The organism is Streptomyces sp. NPDC088157 (assembly GCF_044741545.1).
GTDB lineage: Bacteria > Actinomycetota > Actinomycetes > Streptomycetales > Streptomycetaceae > Streptomyces.
This window is the reverse complement of record NZ_JBIUSU010000004.1, coordinates 663,704-677,335: the sequence shown is the minus strand read 5'-3', so window position 1 is coordinate 677,335 and position 13,632 is coordinate 663,704. Positions and strand designations below refer to the sequence as shown.

Here is a 13,632-nt window from a genome sequence, read left to right as displayed (position 1 = left end):
GGGACCGTGTCCAGACGGCTTGAGCACCTGCGCGGGGGCAGAGGATTCGCGGTCCTGGCCACGGCGTTGGCGGCCACCGTGGCAGCCCTGCTTCCGGTGGCGCCGGCCGCGGCCGAGACCACACAGCGGGGGTGGACGGGGACTTGGGCTGCTGCGCAGCACGCCGCGTACGACCCGGGCACCTCGGAGGTGACGGTGCGGATACCGGTGCGGGTGAGCGCCGGTGGGTCGAGCGTACGCATCCGCCTGACCAACGACTTCACCACCGAGCCGGTGACGATCGGACGCGCGACCGTCGGACTTCGTGGGGGCGGTTCCGCCGTCAGGAAGCCGCAGCAGCTGCGGTTCGGCGGGAAGAGCGAGGTGACGATCGCGGCCGGTGAGCAGGCGGCCGGCGATGAGGTCCGGCTCACTGTGCCGGCCCGCAGCGACCTGGTCGTCAGCCTGTACTTCCCCGGCCGGCTCACCCACGTCAGCCAGCACTGGATGGGCCTCCAGACCGTCTACTGGACGCCCGACGGCGGCGGCGACCACGCCTCGGACGCCGACGGGGACGCCTTCACCCAGACCGATTCCACCTTCCCGTTCCTGACCGGCGTCGACGTGCGGGGCGGCAACGCGGCGGGCGCCGTGGTGGCACTCGGCGACTCCATCACCGACGGCGCGGCCTCCACCTCGAACGCCGACCGGCGCTGGCCCGACTATCTGGCGGGCCGGCTGTCGGCCTGTTCGTCCACCGCCGGAGTGCTGAACGAGGGCATCAGCGGCAACCGGATCACGGCCGGCGTGGACGGCAACCCGTCGGCGCTGGACCGGCTGGAGCGCGATGTGCTGTCGCAGCCGGGCGCCCGGACGGTGGTCCTGTTCGAGGGCGTCAACGATCTCAGCTGGGGCGGCGCCACCGGTGATCAGGTGATCGACGGCATGAAGGAGATCGTGCGCCGCGCCCACGCCCGCGGACTGCGCGTGATCGGCGCGACGGTCGTGCCGTACCGCGGCTGGGGCGACTGGTGGACCGAGGCCAAGGAGGCCGACCGGCAGAAGGTCAACACGTTCGTGCGCGACGGCGGCGTCTTCGACGGCTACGCCGACTTCGACAAGGCCGTACGGGACCCGGACGACCCCACCCGCTACGCGGCCGCGTTCGACTCCGGTGACCATCTGCACCCCAACGACGTCGGGATGAAGGCCTTCGCCGACGCCGTCGACCTCACCACGCTCGGGGCGGCCCGCGACTGCCCGTCGGCCCGCGTGCGGCTCACCCCGTACCGGCCGACCCTGCAGGCCGGCGGCGACGGCACGAAGATCACGTCGACCGTCACCAACACCGGTGCCGAAGCGGTCACCGAGATCAGCACGCGCCTCGACCTCCCCGACGGCTGGTCCGCCGAACCGGCAGGCAGCACACGGACACGCTTCCTCGCTCCGGGCGACAGCGCCACCGTCACCTGGACGGTGACCCCCGCGGCCGACGCGGCCTGGGGCACCCACCAGCTCGGCGTACGCACCTCCTTCGTCCAGGACGGCCGGAGACGGCACGACTCGGACAGTGTGGACGCCACGGTGACCCCCGCTCCGTCCAGGGTGCGGGCGCCGTACATGACGACCGCCACCACGACCGAGAAGGCCCAATACGCCCAGAACGGCGACCAGTTCGCCATCTGGGCGGGCGGCCAGGACCTGTCGGGCTGGAAGGACGAGAAGGCGGCGGTCTACCTCGCCGACGCCGCGCCGTCGTCCGGCACCGTCACCGCCCGGGTCGTCGGTCAGACCGGCAGCGGCCCGTCCGCCAAAGCGGGGATCGCCGTGGCCAACGACCTCACCGCGCCCGAGGCCGGCGGCTACGCGGTGCTCACCATGTCCGCGCAGTACGGCCTGGAGTTCCTGACCGACAGCGACGGTGACGGAAAGCTCGACACCTGGGCCGGGGGCGGGAGTTCGTACCACCCCGCCTGGCTGAAGGTCGTCCGCGACGGCACCGCCTATACCGCGTACGCCAGTTCCGACGGCGCCGTCTGGCGGCAGGTGGCCACCGCCACCGTTCCCTCCGCGAGCGGCACCGGCGACGCCGGGCTGGTGGCGAGCGCGGTCAACCTCAACTACCCCGGCCAGATCACGACCGCGCTTTTCGACTCCTTCTCCACCCACGAGTAAGAGGCACAATGATGGCAGTCAACCGCAGACACTTCATGACGACCGCTGCCGCCCTCGGCGGCGCGGTGCTGCTCGCCCCGCCCGGCACCGCCCAGGCGCTCACCTCGGGTGCCACGTCCGGAGCCGCGGGCATCCCCGACTACCAGCCCACCGAGGCATCCCTCGACACCCACCCGGTGCCGCGCTGGTACAAGGACGCCAAGTTCGGCATCTTCGTCCACTGGGGCATCTACTCGGTGATCGGCGGCGCGACACCGAAAAGCGCCTCCGAGTGGTACCTGTGGTACCAGAGCACCAAGGACACCGCCGAGTGGAAGTTCCACCGCGACACCTACGGCGAGAACGTCACCTACGACGACCTCATCCCGCAGTTCAAGGCCGAGAAGTACGATCCCGACGCCTGGGTGCGACTGTTCGAGCAGGCCGGCGCCGAGTACTTCGCGCTGACCAGCAAGCACCACGACGGATTCGCCCTCTATCCGAGCAAGGTGACGGACCGTCACTCCGTGGCGTACGGCCCGAAGCGTGACCTGGTCGGCGAGCTGATGACCGCGGCCCGCAGACGAGGCACCGTCCGGCCCGGGCTGTACTACTCGCTCGGCGAGTTCTTCAACCCGGCGATCGGCCGGCCGATGCGCAACTTCTACACGGACAAGGAAATCCCGATGACCGGCTACAGGCCGGTCCAGGACTACGTCGGCGACTACGAGCTCAAGCAGCTGTACGAGATCATCGACCGATACGACCCGGAGCTGCTCTGGGCCGACGGACAGTGGTTCCGGCCCACCGACAACCCGCCGTGGCGCAGCGAAGAACCCATGGCCCACTACTACAACCAGGCCAAGAACCGTAAGCACCCCAAGGGTGTCGTGATCAACGACCGGTTCGACACCCACTTCGACTTCGCGACGTACGAGCAGCGCACCAACCCCACGATGGACCCCCAGAAGTGGGAGTGCTGCATGACCATCGGCTATTCCTGGGGCTACAACAAGCACGAGCCGGACGAGGACTACAAGACCTCCGAGTTCCTCATCCAGCTGCTCGCCGACGTGGTCAGCAAGAACGGCAACCTGCTCCTCAACATCGGTCCAAGGCCGGACGGCACGATCCCCGAGATCATGCAGGAGCGGTTGAAGGACATCGGCGCCTGGCTGCAGGTCAACGGCCCCGCGATCTACGGGTCGACGCCCTGGGTGCGGGCGGAGGAGGAGGGCAGCCCGCTCGGCATCCGCTACACCGTCTCCCCGGGCAAGTTCAACATCATCGTGCTGGGCAAGCCCACCGGCACCCTCTCGGTGCCCGGCGACATCCCCATCAGCGCCACGTCCCGGGTCCGGCTGCTCGGCAAGAGCGGCAGTCTGAGGTGGAACCGCCGTGACGGAAAGATCAACATCACCGTCCCGTCCTCCCTGCCCAGCGACATCGCCAACGTCTTCACCGTCGACTGGGCCCGGTGAAAGGCATGGGAATCAGTAACGGCACCCGGTTCGACGCCCTCGGACCCACCCTCACCGTCACCACGCAGCCGGCCGAGCCGGCCGGCGGTGACACGGTCACCGCCACCGCGGTCCTCACCAACGACTGCCCCTTCCCCCTCCTCAACGCCGTGCTCCATCTGATCAACCCCCGAACCACCACGGCGGCGAAGACCATCCCGCTCGGCGACCTTCGCCCCGGCACGAAGACAACCCGGCGCTGGGAGACGGCGATCCCGGCCGACATGGCCGGGGACGTGTCGTTCACCGCGCACGTGGTCTTCGACGTCGACGAGCACAGCAGCGACTGCGCGCGGTCCGCGAAGACGTTCACCGTGCCCTACGAGCCCAATGGGGTGCGGGACCCGTACCGGACGTTCGCCACCACCGACGACGCGAAGTTCGGCCAGTACGGCAGCCAGTTGGTGATCTGGGCGGGCGGCCGCGACTTCTCCGGCGGCACCGACGAGAAGGGAGGCATCCTCCTTCCCGGCTCCGCCGCCGAGTCGAGCGTGGTGCAGGTCGAGACGGTCGGCCTCACCGGCAGCGACAACCCCACCGCCAAGTACGGGATCGCCGTCGCCAACGATCTGACCGCGCCGGAGAAGGGCGGCTACGCCGTACTCACCATGTCGAAGTCGTACGGCGTGGAGTTCATGACCGACAGCGACGGCAACGGGCACCTCGACACCTGGGCCGGCGGCGGTGTCTCCACCCATCCCGCCTTGCTGCGCCTAGTTCGCTCCGGCACCACCTACACCGCGTACACCAGTACCGACAACGGCCTTTCCTGGAACGAGATCGCGAGCGCGACCGTGCCCTCCGCGAGCGGGGCCCTGGACGCGGGCGTGGTGGCGAGCGCCGTGAACCTCAACTACCCCGGCACGACGGTCCAGGCCGTGTTCGACCACTTCACCGTGGAGGCGTCGTGACCGCCTACCGTCCCGAGGAGGACTTCCTCTCGCCGCCCGTCTCGCTCACCGTCACCCCGTCCGCACTCGAGGCCGGCAAGACCGTGACCCTGACGGCCACCCTCACCAACACCGCCACGGTCGCGCTGCGCGGCACCGTGCTCTATCTCGCCGTGGACGACACCGCCGAACAGGACTGCCTGGGCGACCTCGCGCCCGGACGGTCGGTGACCCGCACCTGGCGGACCCGTCTCGCCGACGACGCCGAGGGCCGGACCGTGTTCACCGCGCACGCCCTCTTCGACGTGCACCGCCACGGCTCCGACTGCACCCGCGCCACCTCCTCCGCCCTGCTGCCGTACCGCTCGCTGTCCAAGGCGTTCGACAACGCGGGGATCTCCACCGAGGACGCCGTCACCGTCGCGAACATCGACGGTTCGAACTCCAGCCTGTCCGCCGAGGCGCTGGCATCGGTGGGGCTGACTCCGGGGGCCACGGTCACCTACGACGGGGCGCCCTTCACCTGGCCGGACACCCGGCCCGGGAGCCAGGACAACGTCATCTCCCATGGCCAGACCGTGCTGCTGTCAGGCGCCGGTTCCCGGTTGTCCTTCCTCGGCACCAGTACCTGGGGCGAGGGCAAGGGCGACGGCAAGGTCGTCTACGCCGACGGCACCGAGCAGGCGTTCTCGGTCGCCGTCCCCGACTGGTACGGGGCGAACTCCTCCGCCGCGGTGGTGCTCCCCTACCGCCACACCAGTACCGGCCGGGACGACAACCCCGTCAGCCTGTTCACCTTCGGCGTCGATCTGACGGCCGGGAAGGAACTGCGTTCCGTGGTCCTGCCCAAGGTCAGCGACGGCATCCAGTCGGGCGCCGCCGCCCTGCACATCTTCGCCATGACGATCACGACGATCGACTGAGCTCTGCCGGAAGGACGTTCCATGCACGACAACCGAGGCGACCTCGGCATCACAGGCTTCACAGGAGTCACCCGCAGACGGGTCCTCACGGGCGCGGTCGCGCTGGGCGGCGCGGCGCTGCTGGCCCGCCCGCAGGACGCGTACGCGGCCGGCGGCGCCCTGTTCGACACCGCTCCCGCCGCAGCCGCGCTGAAGCGTCTGCTGCCCGGCCACCATCGGCAGATCGCCCTGCGGCCCGTCGACGGCGACAGCGACCGCTTCCGGGTCTCCGGCCGGGCCGGGCAGATCACGGTGGAGGGCACCAGCCCCGCCGTGCTGCTCGCCGGCCTGCACACCTACCTGCGGCGGACCGCGCACGCCTCCGTCTCCTGGACCGGCGAGCAGTTGAACCTGCCGCGCACCCTCCCCGCGCCCGCCGGGGAGATCACGGGAACGGCCAACGTGCCGCACCGCTTCGCCTTCAACGACACCAACGAGGGCTACACCAACGCCTATCGCGACTGGGACGCCTGGCAGCACGAGCTGGACGTGCTGGCCGTGCACGGCGTCAACCGGGTCCTCGTCTACCTCGGCGGGGACGCGGTGTACTACGACACCTTCCGCCGCTTCGGCTACTCCGACGCCGAGCTGCGCGCCTGGATCCCGGCCCCCGCGCACCAGCCCTGGTGGCTGCTGCAGAACATGTCGGGCTTCGGCGGACCGGTCTCCCGGCAGCTCATCGAGAAGCGTGCCGCGCTCGCCGAGAAGGTCGTCGACCGCATACGGGAACTGGGCATGACGCCGGTCCTGCCGGGCTACTACGGCAGCGTCCCGGACGACTTCCCCGCCAAGCACGGCGGGGACGCGGCGGTGGTGGCGCAGGGCACCTGGGGCGCCTTCGAACGCCCCGACTGGCTGGACCCGCGCACCACGGCCTTCGACGACGTGGCCGCCGCCTTCTACCGTGCCCAGACGCAGCGGTTCGGTGACAGCACCATGTACAAGATGGACCTGCTGCACGAGGGCGGCAACCCCGGTGACGTGCCGGTGGGCGAGGCCGCCAAGGCCGTCGAGGCGGCGCTGCAGAAGGCCCACCCGGGGGCCGTCTGGGCGATCCTCGGCTGGCAGAACAACCCGTCCAAGGAGCTCCTCGACGGCGTCGACAAGAGCCGGATGCTGATCGTGGACGGTCTGTCGGACCGCTACACCACCGTCACCGACCGGGAGAGCGACTGGGGCGGCACCCCGTACGCCTTCGGCAGCATCTGGAACTTCGGCGGCCACACCCCGATGGGTGCCAACGCCCCGGACTGGGTGGAGCAGTACCCCAAGTGGCGTGACAAGAAAGGCAGTTCGCTCGCCGGTATCGCGGCGATGCCCGAGGCCGCGGACAACAACGCGCCTGCCCTCGCCCTCCTCACCGACCTCGCCTGGACGCCCGGCACCATCGACCTGGACGACTGGTTCGCCGCCTACGCCCTCTCCCGCTACGGGGGTCCCGACCGGCATGCCGCCGCGGCCTGGCAGACCATCCGCGACACCGCGTACAACATGTCCCGCGCGGACTCCTGGAGCGAGGCACCCGACGGCCTGTTCGGCGCCCGTCCGAGCCTGGCCGCGAACAAGGCGGCCGCCTGGGGGCCGGAGAAGGACCGCTACGACACCACGGCCTTCGATGCCGCGCTCACCGAACTCCTCGCGGTGCGAGTGGAGTTGAGGGACAGCTCGGCCTACCGGTACGACGTCGTCGACGTGGCCCGGCAGGTCCTGTCCAACCGCAGCCGGGTGCTGCTCCCGCAGATCAGGGCCGCGCACGAGGCCGGGGACAAGGCCCTGTTCGGCACGTTGACCAAAACCTGGCTGACCTGGATGAACCTCCTCGACGACCTGCTGGCGGCTTCCGGCCCGCACCTGCTCGGGCGGTGGCTCGCCGACGCCCGCTCCTGGGGCGTCGACCGGGCCGAGAAGGACCGCCTGGAGTACGACGTCCGCTCCCTCATCACCACCTGGGGCGGACGCGCCAGCAGCGAGGAAGGCCTGCACGACTACGCGAACCGGGAGTGGGCGGGGCTGGTCGGTGGCCTGTACCGCAGCCGCTGGAAGACGTACTTCGACGCGCTCGCCGCGGGCAAGGACCCGGCGACGATCGACTGGTTCGCCCTGGAGGACCGTTGGGCCCACGCGCACGAGACGCATCCGACCGAGCCGCACGGCTCCCCGTACGCTTTGGCCCGCCGCGTGCGCGACCTGCTCGCCGCCACTCCCCATCAGGCGGTTCTCACCGCCGGGACCGACCATGGAGCGGTGGCCGAGGGCGCGCCCGTGACGGTGACGGTCACCTTCACCAACAGGAACGGCTTCGCGACGGCACGCGGTGTGACGCTGTCCGCCGCCGCCCCCGAGGGCATGGCGGTGAAGCCTCTCGATCCGGGGCGTACGGCGTCGGTGGCGTCCGGCGAAACCTTCACCGCTCGCTTCGAGGTCTCCCTGGCGGGTGAACCGACGCAACTGGTCGGCCAGGTCGTCGCGGCGGCGGCCTACGCGGGCGGCGGGAAGGCGGTTGCGCCGGTACGGCTGGTGGCCGCGGCCGGAGTCGGCGACCCGTACCGCACGGTGTCCTACAACGACGCCGTGTTCGGCCAGGCCGGCGACGGCATCGCCGTCGAGGGCGCCGGGGCCGACCTGTGGGGTGCCACCAACGAGTTCGGGGCGGTGTACCGGGCGGGCGCGTACGGCGACGGAACCGTGGCCGAGGTGACGGTCACGTCCCAGGACGCGACCGGGGGCTGGGCACGGGCGGGCCTGGTCGTCCGCGACGACCTGGGCGCTCAGGGAAGCGCGGGCTATGTGAACCTGGCGGTCACACCGTCCAACGGCTGCGCGCTGAGCTGGGACGCCGACGGTGACGGCCGTTTCGACTCGATCGCGCTGTCGGGCTCCTTCACCGCGCCGGTGCGGCTGCGGCTGACCAGGTCCGGCGCCTCGTACACCGGTCAGGCCAGCACGGACGGCGTCACCTGGACGACCGTGGGCACGGCCACGCCGGGAGGCCCGGCCACCGCGCAGGACGTCGGGGTCTTCATGACCGCGGCCAACGGCTGGACCGGCGGAAGGGGCATCGCCACGTTCGACGGCTTCACGGTGACCTGATCTCCGTGATCGCGTAGCCCGCGGTCCGGCTTCCGCCGGCCTTCGCCGGGCGGGTCCGGCCACCGTCGACGCCCTCCTCCTCCAAGGCGGTCATGAGGTCGTCGAGGTGACGGACCCGCTCCCCCTCCTCGCGGGCCTGTCACGGGCCGTGTTCCCCGGCGCATCCGGCCGGGAGCATCCGGCTGGGCGGTGCGGCAGAATCGTTCACCCGGCCGCTGCCCCGGCAGCCCAGGCGCAATCGAGGCGGCATCAACCTCTTTTGTCCAGGTTCACCAACGCGTCAGTGCCGCTCGCGTTGCGGCGACGGTACGACCACCCCATCCGGAGGGCGACACGATTTCCCCTGCCGCAGTCACGCCCGGGGCACGGGTGCTCGGTCGACCGGCGCGTCCTACGCGGGGCGTTTCAGGCGGAAGCGGGGGTGGGCCCCGGTGCGGCCGGTGGCGAGGTCGGCGGCCATGGCGCCGATGAGCGGGGCGAACTTGGCGCCGTGACCCGAGCACGGGGAGACGACGACGAAGGGGCCGTGGCGGTCGAGGACGAAGTCCTCGTCGGGAGTGGTGGTGTAGAGACAGGTCGCTTCGGCCGAGGGCGCGGGCTCGAGGCCCGGGAGCCGGTCGCGGACGAAGTCGCTCACCCGGGTGCGTGACGACGGGTCGACGACGCCGTCGCGGGTGTCTGCGGTGGTGGGGGTGCCGCGGTCGTGCTCGGCCACCTTGACCGCGGGGAGCGGACCGCCGTCACTTCCCGACGGCAGGCCGTAGAGGTGCAGCGCGCCGTCCCAGATCAGGGTCGGCCAGCGGACGGACGGGTCACGCTGCCGGAAGTGGAAGACCTGTTGCTGGGTCACACGCAACGGCGGCAGGGCGAAGGGGAGTCGCAGCCCGGGCAGCCAGGCACCGGCGGCGATGACGACCGTGTCGGCGACGATCTCGCGGCCGTGATCGGTACGGAGCAGCACCTTCCCGTCGCCCTGGAGGTCGACCCCGGTGACGCGCACCCCGATGAGGGCTTCCGCGCCGTGTTCGATCGCCCGCCGTACGCAGGCGGCGACGGTCCGGTCGGCGTCGACGACACCCGCGTCCGGGTGGTACAGCACCGGGGCCGTGAAGCGGATGTACGGCCAGCGCTCCGCGGCGGCTGCCGGGTCGAGGAGTTCGTGGGGCACCCCCTCGGCGGCGAGGAGCGCCGCCGGCGCCTTCGGGTCGTAGCCCTCACCCACGTCGAGCCCGCCGGTCGTAGTCAGCAGAGGTGTTTCGCTGTCGTCCTCCAGTGCCCGCCACTGCTCGTGCGCCTGGCCGGTCAGCCGTACGTAGAAGGGGTCGGCGTACACCCGTCGGAAGATCCGCGAACTGCCGTGCGAACTGCCGCGCCGGTGGCCGATGCCGTAGGCCTCGACGAGTGTGACCTCGTGACCTCTGCGGGCGAGTTGCCAGGCGGTGGCCGCACCCATCAGCCCGGCACCCACGACGGCGATCACAGACCCTCCCCGGGGCATCCGGTTCGTACCCGCGAGCGGAACGCGGGCCATGGCGGCGGACCTGATCGTAGAGGCGACCTGGTCCCCGGGACCAGCTGGAAGGGGTGAGCCCCGCCACCCCCGCGGGGCGAGGGGATCAGCTCGTCAGGAGCGGCGGTCCGCTGTTCCGCGTCCGCCCGGCCGGACGCGGACGACGCTGTCCGCAACCCGGTGACGGCACCTTGTGCTGCTGGTCACAGTGGACTCACCTTCTGTCATTTACTAGGACGTCCTACTATCTCCTCAGTCAGAGCTACCGTGATCTGTCTGGGAAGGCCCCATGAGCGACCTGCACCGTCCCGTGCACCCCGTCCGCCTGGTCACCGCTTCGGCCCTGTTCGACGGGCACGACGCGTCGATCAACATCATGCGGCGCATCTTCCAGTCCCAGGGCGCCGAGGTGATCCACCTCGGCCACAACCGGTCGGTGCAGGAGGTCGTGGACGCGGCCCTGGAGGAGGACGCCCACGGCGTGGCCGTCTCGTCCTACCAGGGCGGCCACGTGGAGTACTTCGAGTACCTGGTCGAGTCGCTGCGCGCGCAGGGCGCGGAGCACGTTCGCGTGGTGGGCGGCGGGGGCGGTGTCATCGTGCCCGAGGAGATCACCCGGCTGCGGGCGAGCGGGGTGACCATCTTCTCCCCGGAGGACGGGCAGCGGATGGGCCTGGCCGGGATGGTCAACTCGGTCGTGAAGGCATGCGACTTCGACCTGTGGGACGGCAGACCGGCCGACGCGTCCGCCGTGCTGGCGGGCGACCGGTTCGCGATCGCCCGCGCCGTCACGGGGGCGGAACTGGGCAAGCTGCCCGCGGAGTTCCTGGAGCGGGTACGGGCCACGGACACGGCGCGCCCGGTGCCGGTGCTCGGCATCACGGGCACCGGCGGCTCGGGAAAGTCGTCACTGACGGACGAACTGGTGCGCCGCTTCCGGGTCGATCAGCAGGACAAGCTGCGGATCGCGGTGATCGCGGTCGACCCGACCCGCCGCCGGGGCGGGGGTGCGCTGCTCGGCGACCGGATCCGGATGAACTCCCTGGACGGCAACCGGGTGTTCTTCCGGAGCCTGGCCACCCGCGGCAGCCGTGAGCTGCCGGAGCACCTGTCCGACGTGATCGACGTGGTCAAGGCGGCCGGGTTCGACCTGGTGATCGTGGAGACGCCGGGCATCGGGCAGGGTGACGCCGCGATCGTGCCCTTCGTCGACGCCTCGCTGTACGTGATGACGCCGGAGTTCGGCGCCGCCTCACAGCTGGAGAAGATCGACATGCTCGACTTCGCCGACGTCGTGGCCATCAACAAGTTCGAACGGCGCGGCGCCAAGGACGCGATGCGCGACGTCGGCCGCCAACTGGTGCGCAACCGCGAGGCGTTCGGTATGCGGCCGGAGGACATGCCGGTGTACGGCACCTCGGCGGCCACGTTCAACGACGACGGGGTCACCGCGTTGTACCAGCACCTCAGGACCACCCTGGCGGACAAGGGCCTGCCCCTGTCCGAGAGCACGCTGGCGCAGGTCGACGTGCGTCACTCCTCCGGTATCCGGCAGGTGGTCCCGGCGGACCGGGTGCGCTACCTGACCGAGATCACCGACACCGTCCGCGCCTATCACGCCGAGACCGGCCGGCTGGCCGAGGCGGCACAGCGAGTGCAACGCCTGGAGACGGTCAGCGGCGAACTCGTCGAGGCCGGCTCGGACGCCGCGAACGTGCGGTCGCTCCTCGACACCGCCCGTGGCCGGCTGCCGCACGACATCGCCGAGCAGCTCGCGAACTGGCCCGCCGTCGTCGCCTCCTACTCCGGCGACGAGCAGGTGGTGAAGGTCCGGGACAAGGAGATCCGCACCAAACTGACCCGCGAGTCCCTGTCCGGGAACAAGATCGCGCGCGTCGCGCTCCCCCGCTTCACCGACCACGGAGAACTGGTCAGGTTCTGGCGCCGGGAGAACCTGCCCGGCCACTTCCCCTTCACCGCCGGAGTGTTCCCCTTCAAGCGGGACGGTGAGGACCCGGCGCGCATGTTCGCCGGCGAGGGCGACCCGTTCCGCACCAACCGGCGCTTCAAGCTGCTCTCCGAGGGCCAGCCGGCCACCCGTCTGTCCACCGCGTTCGACTCGGTCACCCTCTACGGCCGCGACCCCGACGAGCGCCCCGACATCTACGGCAAGGTCGGCACCTCCGGCGTCTCGGTGGCCACCCTGGACGACATGAAGGCGCTCTACGACGGCTTCGACCTCGTCGCGCCGACGACCTCCGTCTCCATGACCATCAACGGACCCGCCCCGACCGTCCTGGCGTTCTTCCTCAACACCGCCGTCGACCAGCGGATCGACGCCTTCCGCGCCGCCGAGGGCCGCGCGCCGTCGCCCGAGGAGACGGCCGAGCTGCGGGCCCACGCGCTGGCGAGCGTGCGGGGAACAGTGCAGGCCGACATCCTCAAGGAGGACCAGGGGCAGAACACCTGTCTGTTCTCCACTGAGTTCAGCCTGCGGATGATGGCCGACATCCAGGAGTGGTTCATCGCGCAGAAGGTCCGCAACTTCTACTCGGTGTCGATCTCCGGCTACCACATCGCCGAAGCCGGCGCGAACCCCGTCAGCCAGCTCGCCTTCACCCTGGCCAACGGCTTCACCTATGTCGAGGCGTACCTCGCCCGGGGCATGCACATCGACGACTTCGCCCCCAACCTGTCGTTCTTCTTCTCCAACGGCATGGACCCGGAGTACTCCGTACTCGGCAGGGTGGCCCGTCGCATCTGGGCCGTCGCGATGAAGGAGAAGTACGGCGCGAACGAGCGCAGCCAGAAGCTGAAGTACCACGTCCAGACCTCCGGACGCTCCCTGCACGCCCAGGAGATGGACTTCAACGACATCCGCACCACGCTCCAGGCGCTCATCGCCATCTACGACAACTGCAACAGCCTCCACACCAACGCCTACGACGAGGCGGTCACGACCCCCACCGAGGACTCCGTCCGCCGCGCCCTCGCCATCCAGCTGATCATCAACCGGGAGTGGGGCCTGGCGATGAACGAGAACCCCCTCCAGGGATCGTTCGTCATCGACGAACTCACCGACCTGGTCGAGGAGGCCGTCCTTCAGGAGTTCGAGCGCATCAGCGAGCGCGGCGGGGTCCTCGGCGCCATGGAGACCGGCTACCAGCGTGGCCGCATCCAGGACGAGTCGATGCTCTACGAGCAGCGCAAGCACGACGGCACCCTGCCCATCATCGGCGTCAACACCTTCCGCAACCCGCGCGCCGACACCGTCGAGCCCGGCGTCATCGAGCTCGCCCGCGCCACCGAGGACGAGAAGGTTTCGCAGCTGGAACGTGTGCGGGACTTCCAGGCGGGTCACCGCGACGCGGCGCACGCGGCGCTGACCGCCCTCAGGGACGCGGCGCTGGAGGGTCACAACGTCTTCGCCGTCCTCATGGACGCCGCCCGGGTCTGCTCCCTCCAGCAGATCACCGACGCCTTCTTCGAGGTCGGCGGGCAGTACCGCCGCAACGTCTGACACCACG

The 13,632-nt window shown here is 70.5% G+C and carries 7 protein-coding genes; 6 read left to right on the top strand and 1 reads right to left on the bottom strand.

Going from position 1 to position 13,632, the window contains the following annotated elements:
- The first annotated feature begins 6 nt into the window (after positions 1-6).
- From ACIPFH_RS18815 to ACIPFH_RS18795, 5 genes are read left to right on the top strand one after another with little or no spacing between them, the layout of a single operon-like run.
- Positions 7-2,154 (top strand): GDSL-type esterase/lipase family protein, encoded by a 2,148-nt coding sequence (locus ACIPFH_RS18815; protein WP_401827736.1) that lies wholly within the window; start codon positions 7-9, stop codon positions 2,152-2,154.
- 8 nt (positions 2,155-2,162) lie between these two features.
- On the top strand, positions 2,163-3,614 hold the full coding sequence (locus ACIPFH_RS18810; protein ID WP_401827734.1) for an alpha-L-fucosidase: 1,452 nt from the start codon (positions 2,163-2,165) through the stop codon (positions 3,612-3,614).
- A 5-nt stretch (positions 3,615-3,619) separates the two neighbouring features.
- The gene (locus tag ACIPFH_RS18805) at positions 3,620-4,564 is read left to right on the top strand and encodes a hypothetical protein (RefSeq protein WP_401827733.1); all 945 of its coding nucleotides are present in this window, start codon (positions 3,620-3,622) and stop codon (positions 4,562-4,564) included.
- Positions 4,561-5,466 carry a beta-glucosidase gene (locus ACIPFH_RS18800; RefSeq protein ID WP_401827731.1) on the top strand — a complete coding sequence of 302 codons (906 nt, stop codon included), beginning with the start codon at positions 4,561-4,563 and terminating at the stop codon, positions 5,464-5,466. The genes ACIPFH_RS18805 and ACIPFH_RS18800 overlap by 4 nt, the downstream gene beginning before the upstream one ends.
- 21 nt (positions 5,467-5,487) lie before the next feature.
- Positions 5,488-8,595, top strand: a complete 3,108-nt coding sequence (locus ACIPFH_RS18795) for an alpha-N-acetylglucosaminidase TIM-barrel domain-containing protein (RefSeq protein WP_401827730.1) — start codon at positions 5,488-5,490, stop codon at positions 8,593-8,595.
- A gap of 391 nt (positions 8,596-8,986) precedes the next feature.
- Here the strand turns inward: ACIPFH_RS18795 and ACIPFH_RS18790 are convergent, their stop codons facing one another.
- Positions 8,987-10,075 carry an FAD-dependent oxidoreductase gene (locus tag ACIPFH_RS18790; protein ID WP_401827728.1) on the bottom strand — a complete coding sequence of 363 codons (1,089 nt, stop codon included), beginning with the start codon at positions 10,073-10,075 and terminating at the stop codon, positions 8,987-8,989.
- Between the two features lie 319 nt (positions 10,076-10,394).
- Between ACIPFH_RS18790 and icmF the strand changes: the two genes are divergently transcribed.
- Positions 10,395-13,625, top strand: a complete 3,231-nt coding sequence (gene icmF / locus ACIPFH_RS18785) for a fused isobutyryl-CoA mutase/GTPase IcmF (RefSeq protein ID WP_401827727.1) — start codon at positions 10,395-10,397, stop codon at positions 13,623-13,625.
- The last annotated feature ends 7 nt before the right edge of the window (positions 13,626-13,632 follow it).

Excerpts from the sequence above, each read along its gene's own strand:
- ACIPFH_RS18810 (WP_401827734.1), top strand. The coding sequence starts at position 2,163 with ATGATGGCAGTCAACCGCAGACACTTCATGACGACCGCTGCCGCCCTC.
- ACIPFH_RS18805 (WP_401827733.1), top strand. The coding sequence starts at position 3,620 with ATGGGAATCAGTAACGGCACCCGGTTCGACGCCCTCGGACCCACCCTC.
- ACIPFH_RS18795 (WP_401827730.1), top strand. The coding sequence starts at position 5,488 with ATGCACGACAACCGAGGCGACCTCGGCATCACAGGCTTCACAGGAGTC.
- icmF (WP_401827727.1), top strand. The coding sequence starts at position 10,395 with ATGAGCGACCTGCACCGTCCCGTGCACCCCGTCCGCCTGGTCACCGCT.